The sequence below is a fragment of the Lagierella sp. genome (genome assembly GCF_029983815.1).
Taxonomy (GTDB): Bacteria; Bacillota; Clostridia; order Tissierellales; family Peptoniphilaceae; genus Mediannikoviicoccus.
Map to the genome: position 1 here is coordinate 24,452 of NZ_JASBYU010000007.1, position 19,633 is coordinate 44,084.

Consider the following 19,633-nt stretch of genomic DNA (forward strand, 5'->3'; position numbering starts at 1 on the left):
ATGATAAAATATGAAATTGTAAAAAAATCATCTCAAACGAAAGCTAGAGCGGGTATACTTCATACTCCCCATGGGGATATAAAAACACCTGTCTTTATGCCTGTGGGAACAAAAGCTACGGTTAAGACAATGACTCCTGAGGAGTTAAAGGATATTGGAGCTCAAATTATTTTGGGAAATACCTATCATCTTTATCTAAGACCTGGTCAAGAGATTATGAGAAATGCTGGAGGTCTTCACAAATTTATGAATTGGGATAGACCAATACTTACAGACAGTGGTGGATTTCAAGTTTTTAGCTTAAATAAAATCAGAAAGATCAGTGAAGAAGGTGTGGAGTTTAGATCCCATATAGATGGTTCTAAACATTTTATATCTCCTGAGAAGTCAATGGAGATACAAAATGACATAGGATCCGATATAATGATGGCCTTTGATGAATGTGCGCCATACCCTTCTAGTTACGAATACATTAAACAATCCACCGAGAGAACCCTAAGATGGCTTGAACGATGTAAAGAATATCATAAAAACACTGAAAAACAATCACTTTTTGGAATTGTACAAGGTGGAATGTATAAAGATTTAAGGAAATTTTCTGCATTAGAGTCTGCAAAGCTCGATTTACCAGGGTATTCTATAGGCGGATTATCCGTAGGTGAACCTCGAGATTTGATGATAGAGATGTTAAATTTCACGACACCCTTTATGCCTGAAAACAAGCCTAGATACCTAATGGGCGTTGGAAGCCCTGACTATTTATTTGAAGCTGTTGAGGCAGGGGTCGATATGGCTGACTGTGTGCTTCCTACCAGGATTGCAAGAAATGGTACTGCCATAACCTCAAGGGGTAGACTTGTAATTAAAAATGCTACTTATAAAAATGATTTTTCAAGCCTTGATCCAGAATGTGATTGCTATACTTGTAAAAATTATTCTAGGGCCTATATAAGGCATTTGATGAATGTGGACGAGATATTAGGGGCAAGGCTGTTGACAATTCACAATTTATCATTTTTAATAAATATGATGGAAAGAATTAGAAATTCTATTTTAGAAGATAATTTTCTAGAATTTAAGGATGAATTTTATGAAAAATATGGTTATGATTACCATAAGTAAAGGAGGAAAAGATGCCACAACAATTAGGTAGTTCATTGGGATTTATGATAATCATCTTTGCAGCTATGTACTTTTTCATGATTAGACCTACTCAAAAAAGAGAAAAAGAAGTACGTAAGATGAGAGATAATCTTAAAGTTGGAGACAGAATAATCACTATTGGAGGAATCAAGGGAACTATTTTAAAGCTTGGAGATGACTTTGTTGTAATAGAGTCATCAAATGCTAAGACGAAATTAGAATTTGTTAAGTCTGCTGTAGGAACTGTTATAAGAGATGATAGTTCTGAAGTTGTAAAGGAAACTAAGGAAGACAAATCCGATAGTAAAGAAGAAGAATAGAAATGAAGGGAAAGATAAGATATTTGTAATTCAAATATTTTATCTTTTTTTGGTGATTTATGAGTAAATGGTTGATAAAAGCGGCAAATAAGGAATATAGAAAGATTGCCCAAGAGTTTAAGATAAATGAAATATTGGCAAAGATTATTGCAAATAGGGACATAAGTTATGAAGAAATTCCTGGATTTTTGAACCCGAATCAAAAAAACTCCATGCACGATCCCTTTTTAATGAAGGATATGGATAGAGCTGTGGAGTTGATTAAAGAAGGAATTGACAACAATAGCCATATAAGGATTGTAGGAGATTATGACCAGGATGGAAATTCTGCGACGATGACTTTGATGGATGGATTGTTGCTATTTACTGAAAATATCTCCTATGCAATACCCCATAGAGTGGAAGATGGGTATGGTATATCTAAGAGGATTGTGGAAGAAGCAAAGGCTGATAATGTGGATTTGATAATAACCTGCGACAATGGAATAAGTTCTTTGGAACCGGTAAAATTGGCAAAGGACCTGGGAATGAAAATAATTGTCACAGATCATCATCAAGTTCGAAAAAACGATAAGGGAAATGATATTTTACCCAGCGCAGATGCAGTGCTAAATCCAAATAGGGAGGACTGTTCATATCCCTTTAAATATCTATGTGGAGCAGGTGTTGCTTTTAAATTGATGTATGCCTTTTACTTAAAATACGATGGGGATATGGATTATCTCATGGATCTACTAGAATACGTTGCAATGGGAACCGTGGCGGACATTGTGGACTTGGTAGATGAAAATAGGTTTTTTGTAAAGGAAGGGTTAAATAAAATACACCATTCTAGTAATTATGGATTGCAGGCCCTTATTAGAGAGGCGGGGCTTAAACAGGATAAGATTAATACCTATGCTTTGGGATTTGTTTTAGGTCCATGTATCAACGCGGCGGGCAGACTGGATACTGCCGTCTGGGGCATAGAGTTATTCCTAGAGGAGAATATTGAAAAAATCGATGAGATTGCAAAAAAATTAGTTTCATTGAACGAAGAGCGTAAGTCCTTGACAGAAGATGGACTAGAGGCAGTTTTAAAAAGGATAGAGAAGGAAAAGACTTTTGAGAATGATATAATTGTAGTATGTGAAAAGTCTATTCATGAGTCTTTGGCTGGGATAATAGCAGGTAGAGTAAAAGAAAAATACAATAGACCCACTATAGTCTTTACGTCTTCTAGTGAAGAGGGAGTTTTGAAGGGTTCTGGTAGAAGCATTGAAGAATATAACATGTATGAGAATATTTTACCCTATAAAAACTTATTAAAGTCCTTTGGTGGACATCCCATGGCTGCGGGACTTTCTATATATGAAGAAAATTTTGAACTATTTTATTCCAGTTTATTAGAGTCCTCTACTTTGACAAAAGAAGATTTAATTGAAAAAAAATATCTGGATAGTCAATTATTTATTGACCGATTGAACTTTGAAGTGGTAGAAGAGTTAGAGAAATTGGAACCCTATGGCAAGGGAAATCCAACACCTCTTTTTGGTGATAGAAGGGTTTTGGTCGAAGATTTACGAATTATCGGTAAAAATTCTAACGCTTTACGCCTTGATTTATCTGTTAGAGGTAGAAAGGTAAAGGGAATAACTTTTTCAAGTTCACAGGAGATTAAAGCCATATACGACAATATAGTTGCAAGGAAAAAACACGACATGGACTGTCCGGAAATTGATATTTTGTATTATCCAAATATCAATGAGTACAAGGGAACAAAAACATTACAAGTAATAGTTAAAGATATACGTTAGATTGTAGATTACTCTAAAATATGGTAGTATGAAGTTATTAATTTTATATAAGTAGGAGGTGTATAAAATGCTTGGTAAATTATTGGACAAAATTGAATCATATAATCCTGACCTAGATAAGGAATTGATTACAAGGGCCTATAATCTTGCAGAAAAGCTTCATGAAGGTCAGTTTAGAAGTTCTGGAGAACCATATTTTATACATCCAGTTGCTGTAGCAAATATCCTTGCTGACTTGAGTATGGATGACGAAACCATAGTAGCAGGTCTTTTACATGATGTATTAGAAGACACGGATATTTCATATGATGATTTTAAGGAGATATTTGGAGACGAGATAACTTTATTAGTTGATGGAGTTACAAAACTTAAAAAGATCAATTATAAATCTAAACATGAAAACCAGGCGGAAAATTTAAGAAAAATGGTTTTGGCCATGTCAAAGGATATTAGAGTTATCATAGTTAAATTGGCTGATAGACTTCATAATATGAGAACCTTAGAATATATGGAAAGAACAAAACAAGTTGAAAAGGCTACGGAAACCTTAGAAATTTATGCACCCCTTGCCCATAGATTGGGTATTAGCACAATTAAATGGGAGCTTGAAGATCTAAGTTTAAGATATTTGGAGCCTAAGATTTATTATGATTTGGTAGAAAAGGTTAAGCTAAAGAGAAGAGAACGAGAGTCTTTTATTCAAGATATAATAACCATTTTAAATCTTGCTATGGAAGAACTTGGTATCAAGGGCGAAATAAGTGGTAGACCAAAGAGTATTTACAGCATTTATCGTAAGATGTATCATCAAGGAAAAGCTTTTGAAGAGATATTTGACCTTTCTGCTGTAAGGGTAATAACAGATAGTGTAAAGAATTGTTATGGTGTACTTGGAGCGGTTCACAGTCTATGGAAACCTATACCTGGTAGATTTAAGGACTATATCGCTATGCCTAAACCAAATCTATATCAAACTCTCCACACAACTGTAATTGGACCTCAGGGTGAAATTTTTGAAGTTCAGATAAGGACTTTTGAAATGCATAGGACTGCCGAGTATGGTATTGCTGCCCACTGGAAATACAAAGAGGGAACTACTGGCAAGAAATCCAGTTTAGATGAAAAACTGGTTTGGATAAGGGAACTTATGGAATGGCAAAAGGACATGTCAGATTCCAGGGAATTTATCAATTCTTTTAAGGAAAATTTCACATCGGACGAAGTTTTTGTATTCTCACCTAAAGGGGATGTAATAGAACTGAGAGAAGGTTCTACTCCTATAGATTTTGCTTATAGAGTTCACTCCGCTGTAGGTAATAAATGTGTTGGGGCAAAGGTTGATGGTAGAATAGTACCTTTAACCTATAAACTTAAAACAGGAAATATCGTGGAGATACTAACCTCAGCTTCTTCTCCTGGCCCGAGCATGGACTGGCTAAAGATTGTAAAGACTTCTCAAGCAAGACAAAAAATCAAACAGTATTTTAAAAAGAAGGAGAGGGACAGCAATATCATTAAGGGTCGAGATATGCTTGAAAAAGAGGTTAGGAAACAGGGATATACCTTTAATGAAATATTAAAAGACGAATGGCTTGAAAATATTATGGAGAGGATGTCCTTTAATAACCTTGATGACATGTATGCATCTATAGGTTTTGGAACTACACCTCTAACTCAAATCATGCCTAAGCTAAAGGATCTTCATAGGGATTATTATAAGACCGACGAGGATATAGAAGAACCACCAGAAGTGGAACTTCGACAAGTCCCAGCAAGTTCTGAACATGGAATTATTCTAAAGGGAGTAGACAATATACAGATTAAGATAGCAAAATGTTGTAATCCAGTACCTGGCGATGAAATCATCGGTTATATAACAAGGGGGCGTGGAGTGTCTGTTCATAGGAAAGACTGTTCTAATATAATAAATGTTGACGATCCTAATAGGTTGATAGAGGTTAGCTGGGATGCTGAAGACGACTCTACCTACAACGTAGAGATACAGATAATTGCCTTTGATAGGTTTGGTTATTTAGCAAATCTTACTTCAAAGATTTCTGAACTCGGTACAGATACAAAGGGTATGAATGTGATAAAAAATAAGGATAAAACCTATACTATCAATATAATTGTAGAAGTAAATCATACACAGCAGGTCAATAATATTTTACAAGCTTTGAGAAATATAAAGGGAACTTTAGATGTTTATAGGGTGAAGGTTTAATGCGTGCAATTGTACAAAAGGTAATAAAAGCTTCTGTTACGGTTGAAAATCATGTAATAGGCAAAATAGATAAGGGACTATTAATCTTTCTAGCCGTTCATGAAGAAGACGGAAAAGATGATTTGGACTATATATTAAAAAAGGTATCCAAGTTAAGGATTTTTGAAGATGAAGATAATAAGATGAACCTTTCTATTGAAGATGTGGGAGGAGAGTTTTTGGTAGTATCTCAATTTACACTCTACGGTGATGTTAGAAAGGGTAATAGACCAAGTTTTACCCAGTCGGCGAAGCATGAAAAGGCAGATGACTACTATCAGGCATTTATTAAAGGTTTAAAGGAAAAAACTGGATTGAAAGTAGAGACGGGAAAGTTTGCTGCCGACATGAAAGTTGAGTTGATTAACGATGGTCCTGTGACCATTCAATTGGACAGTACTAAAATATATTAGGAGCAATTATGGAAATTATAAAACTTGAAACTAGAAGGTTAATCGAAAATATCTATGTATTATTAAAGGGAAAAAATTGTATAATCATAGATCCTGGTTATGAATTGGAAGCGTTAACGGATTTAATAGTTAATAGAGATCTTAAGGTTGAAAAGATACTTCTTACACATGGCCATGGTGATCATATTGCAGCTTGTGAGGGTCTTAGAGAAAAATTTAATATTCCCATCTATGCCCATGAAAAGGAAAAAGAGCTATTGTTAGATCCGGATTTGAACTTAAGTTCTTCCATGTATGGAAATATAAGTTTAAAAGCAGATTTTTATGTAAATGAAGATACGGTCCTTGACTTTCAAGGGGAAGAAATAAACTTTATATATACACCTGGTCATACCATTGGTAGTCAATGTATAAAAATAGGAAATTACCTTTTTACAGGAGATACTCTATTTAGAAATTCTGTTGGAAGATCTGATTTACCTACTAGTGATTCGGAAGCTTTGAAAAAATCTTTGGAGAAATTAAAGAGTTTAGATGACTCCATAGTGGTATATCCAGGACACAATTCTGAATCTACAATCGGGTCAGAGAAAAAATATAATCCATTTATGATTTGATATTTTCATGAAAATATGATAATATTTCTATAAATTTGATATTTACGGTGATAAAGAGGAGTAGATTAAAGTTATTTTTCAGAGAGGAAGAGGTTGGTGAAATCTTCTACTTGCTTTAGTTGAAGGTTGCTTTTGAGTAAGGTTGATTACATTATAATCGTTAGAGTGTCATTTATTAATGAAAATTAGGTGGTAACACGGAGCCCTTCGTCCTAAACGGATGAGGGGTTTTTTTATAGTTAATTTTGAATGCTTAATGATAAGAAAAGTTGAATAAACACTTAAAAAATTATATTGAGGAGATTAAAATGAAAAATTTAGAAAAAAACTATGATCCTAAATCTTTTGAAGATAGAATCTACAAAACTTGGAAAGATAATGGATATTTTAGAGCTGAAGTTGATAAGTCTAAAAAACCATTTACTATTGTAATGCCCCCTCCAAATGTTACAGGGGTTCTTCATTTAGGCCATGCTTTGAATAATACATTGCAAGACATCTTGATTAGAAGAAAGAGAATGCAAGGCTATAGTGCGCTTTGGATTCCGGGTACTGACCATGCTAGTATTTCTACAGAAATGAAGGTAGTTCAGAAAATTGAATCCGAAGGAAAGTCCAAGAAGGATTTGGGTAGAGAAAAGTTTCTTGAGGAAGCCTGGGACTGGACTCATCTATATGGTGGAAATATAAAGAAGCAACTGGAAAAATTAGGGGTTTCTTGTGATTGGTCCAGGGAAGCTTTTACTCTAGACGACAATTTATCAGATGCAGTACTAGAAGTCTTTATCAAGATGTACAATGAGGGACTTATATATAGAGGAGATAGAATCGTAAATTGGTGCGTTTCATGTGGTACAGCTATATCCGATGCAGAAGTTGAACATATTGATGAAAATGGAAAGCTTTGGCATATTAAATATCCTTTCAAAGATAGGCAAGGTTATATTGTAATTGCAACTACAAGACCTGAAACCATGTTAGGAGATTTAGCTGTTGCAGTAAATCCTGATGATGAAAGGTACAAGGATCTAATTGGAGAAAAGTTAATACTACCGTTGGTTGAAAGAGAAATACCTATCATTGCAGATGAATATGTTGAAATGGAATTTGGTACTGGTATGGTAAAAATAACACCATCCCATGACCCAAATGATTTTGAAATTGGGGAAAGGCATAATCTAGGACAATGTATCGTAATTGATTCAAAGGGTCATATTGTTGATGGGTATGGAAAATATTCTAAAATGGAGCGTATGGAAGCAAGAAAAGCCATTGTAGAAGATTTGGAAGAGGCAGGTTTAATGGAAAAAATAGAAGACCATAACCATGCCGTAGGCCACTGTGAAAGATGTGGAACTATTATTGAGCCAGTGGTTTCTAAACAATGGTTTGTTAAAATGGAGCAATTTGCAAAGGATGCATTAGAAGCCTATGAATCTGGAGAATTAAATCTTATTCCTAATAGACTTGGGAAAACCTATGAAAATTGGTTAACAAATACTAGGGATTGGTGTATCTCTAGACAATTATGGTGGGGACATAGAATTCCTGTGTACTATTGTGATGACTGTGGAGAGATAATAGTTTCTAAGACAAAAGTTGAAAAATGTTCTTGTGGCAGCACAAATGTAAGACAGGATCCGGATACATTAGATACCTGGTTTTCTTCAGCATTATGGCCTTTTTCTACATTGGGTTGGCCAGAAAAAACCGATGATTTAGAGTACTTTTTCCCAACTGATGTCCTAGTTACCGGATATGATATTATCTTCTTCTGGGTAATCAGAATGGTGTTTTCATCATTGTATAATTTAGGAAAATTACCTTTTAAAGACGTTTATTTCACAGGTTTAATTAGAGATTCACAAGGAAGAAAGATGTCCAAGTCCCTTAATAACGGAATAGATCCTCTTGAAGTAATAGACAACTTTGGAGCTGACGCCCTTAGATTTACATTGGTAACTGGAAACTCTCCTGGAAATGATATGAGATTTTACATGGAGAGAGTCGAAGCAAATAGAAATTTTGCAAACAAACTTTGGAATGCTACAAGGTTTATCTTTATGAATTTAAAGGAAGATAAGATTAAAAAGATTTCTGATATAGACTTACAAGTTGAAGATAAGTGGATAATTTCAAAATTCAACTCTCTTATCAAGAATGTAGATCAAAATATAGATAAATATGAAATAGGACTGGCTGCGGATAAAATTTATGATTTTATATGGAATGAATTTTGTGATTGGTATATAGAGTTAGTAAAACCAAGACTTTATAACGTTGAGGATGAAAAATCTGAAATAGCTGCCCAATCTACACTGATATATGTATTAGATGGAGTATTGAAACTATTACATCCATTTATGCCTTATATTACAGAGGAAATATATTCAATAATGCCAACTAAAAAGGATATGCTGATTAATGAAAACTGGCCACTATATGAAGAGTCTTTGATTTGTAAGGATTCAGTAGATGAGATTGAAATCTTGATTGAAGCTACAAAGACTATCAGAAATGCAAGGGCAGAACTGGATATTGCACCAAGTAAAAGGGCTGACTTATTCTTGGTTACAGACAATAGTGGTGTTAAGGAAAAATTAGAAAATATTTCACACCATTTCAAAACTGTTGCTTCTGTTTCTGAAGTTCATTTTGGCGATAGTGGATTGGACGAAGAAGACAGTATTTCAATTGTACAAAATGGATTTAAGGGATATATTCCTCTAAGTGATTTGATCGACTACAATAAAGAATTAGAAAGATTAACCAAGGAACAAGAAAGATTAATCTCTGAAATTAAAAGAGCTGAAGGTAAATTGAACAATAAGAATTTTACTGAAAAAGCACCAGAAAAAGTCGTTCAAGAAGAAAGAGATAAGTTAAGTAAATATATTTCTATGAAGGATGAAGTGGACGCTTCAGTAGAAAAGATAAGAGAAAAAGTAAATGAACTATAATGAAGTCATAGATTTAATCGAAAGTGTTAACTATGGACATAATGAGGACTCTTCCAACTTTGAAAGAGTCCTTAAAATGTTAGATATTAACATAGACGAAAATAAAATTATTCAAATTGCAGGAACCAATGGCAAGGGATCTGTTGGAACATTTCTTTCAAGCCTTTTAAAGGATCAGGGTTATAAAGTGGGGCATTTTTCCTCTCCCCATTTAGAAAAATACGAGGAAAGGATAAAAATAAATTTACAACCAATTTCTCAAAAAATTCTTATAGACAATGTAGAAGAGATTTTGTCAGAGGTTTCAATTGAAAGTTTGAAAACACTAACTTATTTTGAAATGTCCTTTCTCTTGACATTAAAGGTGTTTAGTGGGGAAAATCTGGATTTTTATATAATTGAAACTGGAATTGGTGGTAGATTTGATATAACTAATCTATTTAGGTCAAATCTACTTAGCATAATTACCACAGTTGACTACGATCACCAACAACTTTTAGGAAAATCTCTTCCTGAAATTGCATATCATAAAGCTGGTATTATTAAGGAAAATGGAAAAGTTGTTTCCTTTAAACACCAGGAGGATGTGGATAGAGTTATCCTTGAAGAGGCTAATAATAAAACTGCTGAACTGGAGTTTTTGTTTGATAGAGATTATAATATAAGAAATGTAGATATTGGCGGTTCGATTTTTTTCTACAAGGGTATTGAATTTAAGACAAAGGTTATTGGCATTTATCAGATAAAAAATATTTCTTTGGCTCTATTGGCATTGGAAAAAATACTGGATAAGATCGATTTATCAAATGTAAAAAAATCGATATTAAATTTTAAATTTGAAGGCAGAATGGAGATTATCCACAGTAATCCATTGATTATTTTAGATGGGGCCCACAATGCTGAAGGAATATCAGCACTTTCAAAAAATGTTGAAACCTTAGGAATTGATGACTATTACCTGGTTTTGGGTTCAATGAAGGATAAGAGTATTGTCGAAGGATTAGATATTCTAGCAAAAAAAGCTAAGTGTATTATACTCACAAAGATAGATTATGAAAGGGCTATAGAACCAGAAGTTTTAGAAAAAAAATTATTGGGTTTCAATGATAAGATACTAATAAAAAAATCCGTTAAAGATGCATCAAATTATTTATTATCTGACCTGTCAGAAAAAGAAACGGTTTTAATAGCGGGATCCCTATATCTAATAGGTGAATTTAAAAAATATTTAAAGGATGAGTGATATGGAAAATAAAAAAGAAACTGTATTATTTAATCGTGAAGATATTCAAAAAAGGGTGGAAGAACTTGGAAAAGAGATAACAGAATTCTACAGTGGAGAAGAAGTGATTGTAATCCCTATTCTACGAGGTGGCTTTGTATTTGCCGCGGATTTGATAAGAGAGATAAAAGTTCCGGTAGTTGTTGACTTTGCAATAACATCTTCTTACGAGTCAAGGGAATATAGCAGTGGCGATGTTAAAATACTTAGCGATTTAAGGGAAGATATCAAAGGTAAAAATGTTCTTATTGTGGATGATATAATGGATTCTGGACACACCTTAAATACACTTAAAAACCTATTCGGTAAGAGAGATCCTAAAAGTCTTAATGTATGTGTTCTCTTGGATAAACCTAGTAGGAGACAGGTGGATATTAAGCCGGAATTTAGAGGTTTTGAGATAGATGATCTATTTATAGTAGGATATGGCTTAAACTATGGAAAACACTATAGAAATATCCCGTATATCTTTAGCTGGGAAGATTAGTTTATATGTATCAGGAATTTGCAAGGATATATGATAAATTAGTCTTTGATATCGACTATAAAAAATATAGCGATATCATTAAAAGCAATATAAGCTATAAAACTGGTCTAAGAATCCTTGAAATAGGTATGGGAACAGGTAATATGACTAAGTATTTCATAGATTCTTCTAAGGAATACTATGGGCTAGATCCAAGCGTTGAAATGTTGGAAGTTGCATCTAGTAAACTGAATGAGTTTAAAAATTTAAGATATCTCAATATTGGCATAGAAGAATTAGAGATGGATAATTATTTTGACCTAGCCTTTTCAACACTGGATACCATGAATTATATTTTGGATATAAAAATGCTAAACGAAAGCTTTAAGAGGGTTTATAATTCACTTAAACCTGGAGGTTACTTTACCTTTGACATCAACTCATTGGACAAGATAGAGAGGGTTTTAGGAAATAATAGCTATATCTATGAATACGAAAATATTTTTTATACATGGCAAAATTATTATGATGACAAAGAACAAAAAGTGGAAATGATTTTGGATTTTTTCATCAAGGAAAGAGATAGATATATTAGAATTACTGAAGAACAGATTCAGAAATATCATTCACCAGAAGAATTAAGTAAAACATTAGAGGAGATTGGTTATAATATTATTAAAATTGTAGATTTTGATACGGGAAAAGATGTAAAATCCACCAGCCAAAGAATTTTACTAATTTGCCAAAAATAATTATCTCCGATATTTCTTGCTATATTATTGGCTATATGATATATTACTAAGGTACAGTAAAGTATGCTGTAATTTATTTATTGGTTAATTTTTGGAGGAACAAAATGGCAAAAGGCAAAGTAAAATGGTTTAATGCAACTAAAGGATTTGGATTTATATCTACAGAAGAAGGCGAAGATGTGTTTGTTCACTACACTGCTTTAGAAGATAATGGTGAGTTCAGAACTTTAGACGAAGGACAAGAAGTTGAATTCGAAGTAGTAGAAGGAACTAAAGGTCCGCAAGCTTCTAATGTAGTTAAATTATAATATAATTTTTTTAGAAGTAAAACTTAGCCCCTTAATAGGGGCTTTTGCATTTTATAATTAAATTAATCAAAAAGAAAGGAATTTCATGGTTAAATTATATAGATATATAAACGAAAAAGAGACGTTGAGTTTTTTTATAATCAACTCCACTGACCTAGTTGAGGAAATGAGAAAAATTCATAATACATCTACCACGGCAACTGCCGCATTGGGAAGACTTTCCACAATGGCAGCATTAATGGGATCTGAAATAAAAAATGATAAGGAAAAGATAATACTAAAGATTAAGGGAGACGGACCAGCGGGACTTCTTATCTCTGAAATCAATAAAAACGGGGATATTAGGTCTTTTATCCAAAACCCACATATTGATATACCTTCTGTACCAAATAAGCCTAAGCTGGACGTTGGAGGCTTTGTAGGGCATAATGGAAACCTTGTAGTCATAAGGGATTTTGGTTTTGGTGAACCCTATAGTGGTCATACTGAGTTAGTGAGTGGTGAGATTGCTGAAGATTTTGCAAAATACTTCTATACTTCACATCAGCTCCCTACAGTTGTAAGTTTGGGAGTACTGGTAGATGTAGATTATTCAGTTAAATCTGCAGGAGGATTGTTTATTCAGGCATTACCTAATTGTTCAGAAGAAGATTTAAATAAATTGGAAGAGTCTTTAAAAGAGTTTCCACCAATTAGTTCCCTTTTTGTGGATTATGATAATCCTGAAAAAGTTATAAATAAGTATTTTAGTGATTTTAAGCCAAAGCTTTTAGGAATTGACAATAGACAGTATAAATGTAGTTGTAATCGTGATAAAATAGAAAAATTGATTGTGTCACTGGGAGAAAAAGAAACATCCGAGATACTTCAAGAAGAGGGACAGATCGAGATAAAGTGCAGTTACTGCAATGAAAAGTACGTTTTTTCAAAAGAAGAAGTAGACAATATCTTTGATAAAAGAAATTAATATGATATGGTGCACCAGAGAGGAGTCGAACCCCCAACACACGGTTCCGAAGACCGTTGCTCTATCCATTGAGCTACTGGTGCATATATAAGTCATTTTAGCATAAATTAAATAAAATTACATTAGCTTACATCTATGTTATAATTATTTTAGGTTAACCAAAGGAGTAATTATGAGAACGATAGTAGAAATGATAAATGAGAATATGGATAAGGTAATAAAAGTTCCCATGTTCTGTGTGTTTTCAATGATAATAGTATTTATCGTATTCTTTTTCATTAAAAAAGAGGGAATAGTTAAGTACCTGTTTGGATTACTGCTATTAGCAGCTGCCATGGTAACTTTTATAATAGCAATTACAAATCTAACGGATCCTGTTGCGCTGTCCATGCTTGAATATTTCGTATTATCTTTAGCATGTGGGGTAATTTCCCTATGTACGGCCTGGTTTTTAGATATATTCTTTGTAAAGAAAAAGAAAAGATAAATTTAATGAAATTGAAATTAAAAATATATTGGATAAGGCCCTAATTAAGAAAAAGACCCCTAAATCTCATCGGATTTATAGGGTCTTTTTAAAATTTACCAAACAGTTTTGAGTTTTATTTAATTGTTATCGAGTATTTTTAATTTCATCTATGAACACAGAAGGCTGTATTTTTCTACTCATCCTAGCCTTTGGAATCAATAGGGTTAGATGTTTTTTAGCTCTTGTTACTGCTACATAAAATAGTCTACGTTCTTCTTCCATATTGGTATTTTCCTCGTTATATATTGGAAATTCTCCATCTACTAAATCCGTAATTATCACATGATCATATTCTAAACCCTTTGATTGATGTACAGTGGATATAAATATATTTGAAGGTTTAGAAATATTTAATAAATCCTTTTTGCCCAGATTTTTTAAAAAGTTTATTATATCTGAAATGTCCTCCATATCCTTAGCTAAATTGATTAATATTTCTTGAATTAAATCCAAAGAGATATTTTCAAAATGCCTTTTTAAGTATTCAATGTAACCAGTGTTTAAAAAAATTTCAGTAAGTTGTCCTTCTAAATTACATTTATTTAGCCGGTTTAATGAATTGCTAAACTCAACAAGTAATTCCCTTTGATATGTTGGGATTGTAGAATCCAATAGTATTGTTTTAATAATACCTTGAGATGTATCGGGAATCATGCTATTTACATAATTTTTAGTAATATAGAGATTTAGTTTGTAGTATATTCTCTTGAAGATTTCCATATTGCAATTTTCCCTAGATAATTGTATGATATCAGATAAATCTCTTACTATGGAAAATAGAATTTCTGCTTTAAAATTCAATCTTTTGGTATATGGAATTTTATGATTATTTAAGCAGTTTATAATAGGAATTGCATTTATATTATTTCTGAATAGAATTCCCAGCGTTTCTTCTTCCTTGATTTCGTCTAAATAATTAATTATATATTTGTTTTGAACTTTTAAATTCTTTACTTTTGCAAGTGTAATAGGTAGTGTTTGGTCACTATTGGATTTAACTTTCTTCTCATATCTATTTTTGTTTTTTTGAATTAAAAAATCCGATAATCTTACAATATCTTTAGAGGACCTAAAATTTATATTTAGATACATAAGCTTTAGTTGTGGGTATATATTAGGTATCTGAAGTAGATAGTTGGGATTTGCTCCTCGAAAGGCATATATGGATTGATCGTCGTCAGCCACAATAAATAAATTGTCTGTAGGCTTGGAGATTTCTTCCAAAATTTTAAACTGTATTAATGATGCATCCTGTCCTTCGTCAAGTTGGATATATTTGTAAGAGCGCTTTACTAGCTTAAAGATTTTTTCATCTTTTAACAATATCTGATATGCGAAGGTAAGCATATCATCAAAGTCTATTAGGTGATGTATTTTTTTATATTCGTCATATTCTTTCGCTAAGGATGTGAAGAAATTATTTTTTTGATGGGAATAATCCAACATATTATTCTTAGTGAAGGAATAGTTAGTAAAAAACATGTCTAGGTCTTCCTTTGTAAGGTATCTATTGTGATTTTGAGCAGAAAGCCTATTCAGAATGGAATATTTATTAAATTCATTACTGCCTTCAACTAGGCGGAAATTTAATTTATATTCCTTGGCAAACATTCTAATTATGCTATAGCAGAAGGCGTGAATAGTTGAAAAAATTGGATTTATATCACAACCCATATTTTTGAATCTATTTTTCATATCCACAGCTTGAGTTTTAGAAAAAGTTAAGTTTAATATTTGATTATCCTTAACATTACAGGTATTATTTAAGTAAATGATTCTGTTTAATAAAACTGTGGTTTTGCCAGAACCGGGAACTGCTAAGACCAAAGCAGGACCTTCGTTGTGCTTTATGGCAATTTCTTGTTGTTTTGATATTTGCATATAATCACCATAGTTGATTATAACAGATACTATAAATTTTTATGGAGGAATTATGGAATTAAAAGAATTTTTAGAAAAAAGAAAATCCTGCAGGACTTATGAAGACAGGGAATTATCTAACTCTACTCTATTAAAGGTTAGACAACTTTTGGATAAGGTAAATGAAAAGGCTAAAGTTTATAACGTGGAATTTAAACTATATGGCAGTTCTATATTCGAAGCATTGGATGGAATAGGCGGATATGCTGGAGTAATGATCAAGTCGCCTAACTATATCTCAATGAATTATAAATCTAAGGACAAAGAGACCTTAATTTACGGTGCATATTATCTAGAAGAAATTGTAGGAGAATTGGCAAAATTAGACCTAGGTTCATGTTGGATAACGCTTTTCTCCATGGATAAAGAAATTAAATCCAAGACTTTTGGAACTAATGATGAAATAGATTTTATTTTAGCATTTGGATATCCGGCAGGCAAACCTGCTTTTGAACTAGATACTTATTCCAGCAGATTGGGAATTGAAGACTTTGTATTTTTCAATGACTTTGACACACCTGCAACGGTAGAGCAGTTATATAGTTATGGTCTTGATGAGATTTTTTACTATATAAAGAACGCTCCTTCTGCTTATAATAAACAACCTTGGAGATTTTTAATAAAGGGAGAACATATATATCTTTATATTGAAGATTTCCATGGAGATGCCAACCTTACAGATTCTGGAATTGTAATGTATTACTATGTAAAAATGGCAGAGATATCCAATATAAAGGCTACTTGGCATCTTGATGATGCGCCAGAAATTCAAACAGATTACAAATATATCGGACGTACTAACTTTTAGTTATTTGTGAGATGGACAGATACAGACGAAGTAATAACTATTTAAATTTAGCTAAAAACTTTTATCTAGAAGGGGATTACAAAAAAGCTATAGAATTTCTAAATAGGGCCTTGAAATTTGAAAACACAGAGGAAAAATATATAGAAATATATTTGGATGCAGCCCAAATATATTTTGAATTAAAGCAATACTACTTCGCTATTAAGACCTATAATTTAATAATTCGTCAGTATGGTGATATTGTTCAAGCTTATTACGGAATTGGAGTTATGTATGATTTCTTGAATGAATTTAAGCTTGCAGAAAAATATTACAGGAAATCTATTAGTATTGATGGGAATTTTAGAGAAGGGTTTTTCTTCCTATCAGATCTATATGATAGAAATGGTTTTGTAGAAAAGGCGAAAATTTATTATAAAAAAACCATAGAGAAGTTTCCAAAAGATTTCATGGCCCTTAACAATTTAGGAAGCATTTACGAAACAGAAGGTGACTACAAGAAAGCACTTTATTATTTTAAAAAATCTGTAGACATAAATCCCGAATATTTCCGGTCTACCTTTAATTTAGGAATTGCGTTTGAGAGGTTAAATAAACTCAAAGAAGCCGAAAAATACTACTTTAAAGCTTTAAAATTAAACGAAAAACACCAAGACATATATCTAAATTTATCAGCTTTATACATTGGAGAAAAAAGATTAATTGAGAGTCTTAATATTTTAACCAAAGGAATTAATAAAGTTGAAAACAATTATAAATTATTGTATAATAGAGCTTGTATCTATATCAAATTAGGGGACGAAAAGAGAAGCTTTGAGGACTTGAGAAAAGCCATAAAAATTAATCCTGAACTTATAGATTTTTTGAAGAAAGATGAGGATTTTAAGGATTATAGAGATCACCCTATTTATTTAGATATAATCTGTGATAAAGGTGTTGATGGGAATGAAAAGTATTAAGAAAATTATTTTAAGCATGATATGTTTGTCGTTGGTTATTTTAAGTGTTTCATGCAAGAACAAAGATGGAAAGACCAATACGAGTGAAGCCTCTAAAGTAGAAAATAATGAATTACTTATAGGAGCGGCAGCAAGCTTAACGGATGCGTTCAATGAAATAAAACCTATTTTTGAAGAAAAAGAAAACTGTAAATTAAATTTTAACTTTGCGGCTAGTGGTACATTACAAAAACAGGTAGAGGAAGATGGGGGATTGGACGTTTTTGTATCCGCCAGTGAAGATAAGATGAATAAACTAATAGAACAGGACTTAATTATTAAGGATACGGTATTTCCTGTTTTAAAGAATGGTCTTGTACTTATAACAAATAAAGATATGAAAGAAAGTATCAATATGGAAAATTTTGTTGATATTTCTAACAAAATAGCAATAGGACAACCGGATGTTGTACCGGCTGGACAATATGCAAAACAAACCTTAGAAAATAAAGATATTTGGGATAAAGTTGAAGGCAAGCTAGTATTTGCAAAGGATGTTAGAGCTGTTCTTGCCTATGTTTCCTCAGGGGAATGTGAGGCTGGATTCGTATACAAATCCGATGCTATCATAGATGAAAATGTGAAAATAGCTGAAGAGGTTGGCGAAGATTTACATGATCCAATCGTATATCCTGGAGGAGTGGTAAAATCTAGTAAAGCTGTGAAACTTTCTCAAAAATTCTTAGATTTCTTAAAAGAGGATGAATCAAAGGAAATTCTTAAAAAGTATGGTTTTTTAGTAAATGATTAATACGGATATATTAAGTCCAATACTATTATCATTAAAGATAGCTCTAATATCCACATCTGTAACTTTGATTTTAGGGCTTGTATTGGCTCATATATTTACAAAATATGATTTTGTTTTTAAGGATGCCATTGAAGTGTTATTGACATTGCCAATGACTTTGCCTCCTACCATAGTAGGATATTTATTGTTACTAGTTTTTGGAAGGAAAGGTCCTATCGGCAGTGTGCTAAACAATGTCTTTGGTATCAATATAATTTTCACTTGGATTGCAGGTTGTGTAGCAGCTGTAGTTGTGTCGTTACCTCTAATGTACCAAAGTATTAAATCATCATTTATGAGTATTGACCCAATTTATGAAAAGGCTGCTAGGACTTTGGGGAAGAATGAATGGGAAATTTTCTTTAAAATTACTCTACCTCTTGCTTTACCTGGTATAATAAGTGGAGTGGTGTTAAGTTTTTCCAGAGCAATTGGAGAATTTGGAGCAACTTTGATGATTGCTGGAAATATTCCTGGAAAGACAGAGACGATTCCACTTGCAATATACTATGCTGTGGAAAGCAATAATAGGCCAAAGGCCAATCTGTTGATGGGCATAGTTATAGGATTTAGTTTTATAAATATCTTATTGCTTAACAAGTGGCTAAAGAAGAAGAAGGTAAATTGATGTTTTTTGTAGATTTAAAAAAAGAACTAGAATTATTTCAGCTTGAGGTAAAATTTGAAATAGGAAATGAAATTTTAGGTATCCAAGGCCCTTCGGGAAGTGGGAAGACCACTATTTTGAACTTGATTTCGGGACTTATAAAAGGAGATAGTACTGAAATAACTATTGACGATTTGATTTTGGAATCTACAGACAAATGTATATATTTACCAACTAGAGAGAGAAATATCGGATATATGTTTCAAAATTATGCCCTATTTCCTCATTATAATGTAATGGATAATATAAAATTCGGTATGAAGGATAAGGATTTATATTTAGAATTGATTAAAATGTTACAGTTGGAAAAATTACTTAAGAGATACCCCTCTGAAATTTCAGGAGGGGAAAAGCAAAGAGTTGCTCTGGCTAGAACTTTAGTAACTACACCTAAAGTTCTTTTGATGGACGAACCTTTCTCTGCCTTAGATTTAGATTTAAGGAGAGATTTGTATAAAAATTTTAGGCAATTGATTAAAACTTTAAACATTCCTGTTATCTTAATTACACATGATAATGAGGAGGCAAGTATACTTGCTGATAAAATTATCCATATCAATAAAGGGAAAATAACAGCCTGAGGGCTGTTATTTTTAAGATGGGTATAAGGTATATAGTAATCATGGTATTACAG

The 19,633-nt window shown here is 32.5% G+C and carries 19 protein-coding genes, 1 tRNA gene and 1 other annotated feature; of the genes, 18 read left to right on the forward strand and 2 right to left on the reverse strand.

Annotation, left to right across the window (positions count from 1 at the left end; translation table 11 throughout):
* The 12 genes from tgt to hslO all read left to right on the forward strand — a co-directional run bounded on the left by tgt (position 1) and on the right by hslO (position 13,287).
* Positions 1-1,122 (forward strand): tRNA guanosine(34) transglycosylase Tgt, encoded by a 1,122-nt coding sequence (tgt, locus tag Q1K37_RS04225; protein WP_300409680.1) that lies wholly within the window; start codon positions 1-3, stop codon positions 1,120-1,122.
* Between the two features lie 11 nt (positions 1,123-1,133).
* Entirely contained in the window at positions 1,134-1,463 is a 330-nt protein-coding gene (gene yajC / locus Q1K37_RS04230; protein WP_300409682.1) for a preprotein translocase subunit YajC, read from the forward strand.
* 59 nt (positions 1,464-1,522) lie between these two features.
* Complete coding sequence (gene recJ, locus Q1K37_RS04235; protein WP_300409684.1) at positions 1,523-3,259, forward strand: single-stranded-DNA-specific exonuclease RecJ; 1,737 nt, start codon at positions 1,523-1,525, stop codon at positions 3,257-3,259.
* A 67-nt stretch (positions 3,260-3,326) separates the two neighbouring features.
* The gene (locus Q1K37_RS04240) at positions 3,327-5,483 is read left to right on the forward strand and encodes a bifunctional (p)ppGpp synthetase/guanosine-3',5'-bis(diphosphate) 3'-pyrophosphohydrolase (protein ID WP_300409686.1); all 2,157 of its coding nucleotides are present in this window, start codon (positions 3,327-3,329) and stop codon (positions 5,481-5,483) included.
* Positions 5,483-5,935 carry a D-aminoacyl-tRNA deacylase gene (gene dtd / locus Q1K37_RS04245; protein WP_300409689.1) on the forward strand — a complete coding sequence of 151 codons (453 nt, stop codon included), beginning with the start codon at positions 5,483-5,485 and terminating at the stop codon, positions 5,933-5,935. The genes Q1K37_RS04240 and dtd overlap by 1 nt, the downstream gene beginning before the upstream one ends.
* Positions 5,936-5,943: 8 nt before the next feature.
* Positions 5,944-6,552 carry an MBL fold metallo-hydrolase gene (locus tag Q1K37_RS04250; protein ID WP_300409693.1) on the forward strand — a complete coding sequence of 203 codons (609 nt, stop codon included), beginning with the start codon at positions 5,944-5,946 and terminating at the stop codon, positions 6,550-6,552.
* A gap of 38 nt (positions 6,553-6,590) precedes the next feature.
* Positions 6,591-6,770, forward strand: a binding site (T-box leader).
* Between the two features lie 90 nt (positions 6,771-6,860).
* Positions 6,861-9,512, forward strand: coding sequence for a valine--tRNA ligase (locus Q1K37_RS04255; RefSeq protein WP_300409696.1), 2,652 nt, complete (start codon positions 6,861-6,863; stop codon positions 9,510-9,512).
* On the forward strand, positions 9,502-10,755 hold the full coding sequence (locus tag Q1K37_RS04260; protein WP_300409698.1) for a Mur ligase family protein: 1,254 nt from the start codon (positions 9,502-9,504) through the stop codon (positions 10,753-10,755). Before Q1K37_RS04255 ends, Q1K37_RS04260 begins: the two co-directional genes overlap by 11 nt.
* 1 nt (position 10,756) lies before the next feature.
* The gene (gene hpt, locus Q1K37_RS04265) at positions 10,757-11,281 is read left to right on the forward strand and encodes a hypoxanthine phosphoribosyltransferase (RefSeq protein WP_300409702.1); all 525 of its coding nucleotides are present in this window, start codon (positions 10,757-10,759) and stop codon (positions 11,279-11,281) included.
* 5 nt (positions 11,282-11,286) lie between these two features.
* The gene (locus tag Q1K37_RS04270; RefSeq protein WP_300409704.1) at positions 11,287-12,012 is read left to right on the forward strand and encodes a class I SAM-dependent methyltransferase; all 726 of its coding nucleotides are present in this window, start codon (positions 11,287-11,289) and stop codon (positions 12,010-12,012) included.
* Between the two features lie 104 nt (positions 12,013-12,116).
* Positions 12,117-12,320, forward strand: a complete 204-nt coding sequence (locus Q1K37_RS04275) for a cold-shock protein (protein ID WP_300409708.1) — start codon at positions 12,117-12,119, stop codon at positions 12,318-12,320.
* An 85-nt stretch (positions 12,321-12,405) separates the two neighbouring features.
* A complete protein-coding gene (hslO, locus tag Q1K37_RS04280) occupies positions 12,406-13,287 on the forward strand; it encodes an Hsp33 family molecular chaperone HslO (protein ID WP_300409711.1) in 882 nt (293 codons plus the stop codon).
* A gap of 7 nt (positions 13,288-13,294) precedes the next feature.
* Here the strand turns inward: hslO and Q1K37_RS04285 are convergent.
* Positions 13,295-13,370, reverse strand: a tRNA-Arg gene (locus tag Q1K37_RS04285).
* Between the two features lie 89 nt (positions 13,371-13,459).
* Here Q1K37_RS04285 and Q1K37_RS04290 point away from each other — a divergent pair.
* Positions 13,460-13,774, forward strand: coding sequence for a hypothetical protein (locus tag Q1K37_RS04290; protein WP_300409713.1), 315 nt, complete (start codon positions 13,460-13,462; stop codon positions 13,772-13,774).
* Between the two features lie 126 nt (positions 13,775-13,900).
* On the opposite strand, the gene Q1K37_RS04295 is transcribed toward Q1K37_RS04290, so the two are convergent.
* The gene (locus Q1K37_RS04295) at positions 13,901-15,697 is read right to left on the reverse strand and encodes an ATP-dependent helicase (RefSeq protein ID WP_300409716.1); all 1,797 of its coding nucleotides are present in this window, start codon (positions 15,695-15,697) and stop codon (positions 13,901-13,903) included.
* Positions 15,698-15,749: 52 nt separating this feature from the next.
* Between Q1K37_RS04295 and Q1K37_RS04300 the strand changes: the two genes are divergently transcribed.
* The 5 genes from Q1K37_RS04300 to Q1K37_RS04320 are packed head-to-tail and all read left to right on the forward strand — an operon-like array spanning position 15,750 to position 19,580.
* Positions 15,750-16,544 (forward strand): nitroreductase family protein, encoded by a 795-nt coding sequence (locus Q1K37_RS04300; RefSeq protein ID WP_300409717.1) that lies wholly within the window; start codon positions 15,750-15,752, stop codon positions 16,542-16,544.
* A gap of 11 nt (positions 16,545-16,555) precedes the next feature.
* Positions 16,556-17,503 carry a tetratricopeptide repeat protein gene (locus Q1K37_RS04305; protein ID WP_300409719.1) on the forward strand — a complete coding sequence of 316 codons (948 nt, stop codon included), beginning with the start codon at positions 16,556-16,558 and terminating at the stop codon, positions 17,501-17,503.
* On the forward strand, positions 17,490-18,293 hold the full coding sequence (modA, locus tag Q1K37_RS04310) for a molybdate ABC transporter substrate-binding protein (RefSeq protein WP_300409720.1): 804 nt from the start codon (positions 17,490-17,492) through the stop codon (positions 18,291-18,293). The genes Q1K37_RS04305 and modA overlap by 14 nt, the downstream gene beginning before the upstream one ends.
* Positions 18,286-18,960, forward strand: a complete 675-nt coding sequence (gene modB / locus Q1K37_RS04315) for a molybdate ABC transporter permease subunit (RefSeq protein WP_300409723.1) — start codon at positions 18,286-18,288, stop codon at positions 18,958-18,960. Before modA ends, modB begins: the two co-directional genes overlap by 8 nt.
* Positions 18,960-19,580: an ATP-binding cassette domain-containing protein gene (locus tag Q1K37_RS04320; RefSeq protein WP_300409726.1), complete on the forward strand. Its 621-nt coding sequence runs from the start codon at positions 18,960-18,962 to the stop codon at positions 19,578-19,580. The genes modB and Q1K37_RS04320 overlap by 1 nt, the downstream gene beginning before the upstream one ends.
* The last annotated feature ends 53 nt before the right edge of the window (positions 19,581-19,633 follow it).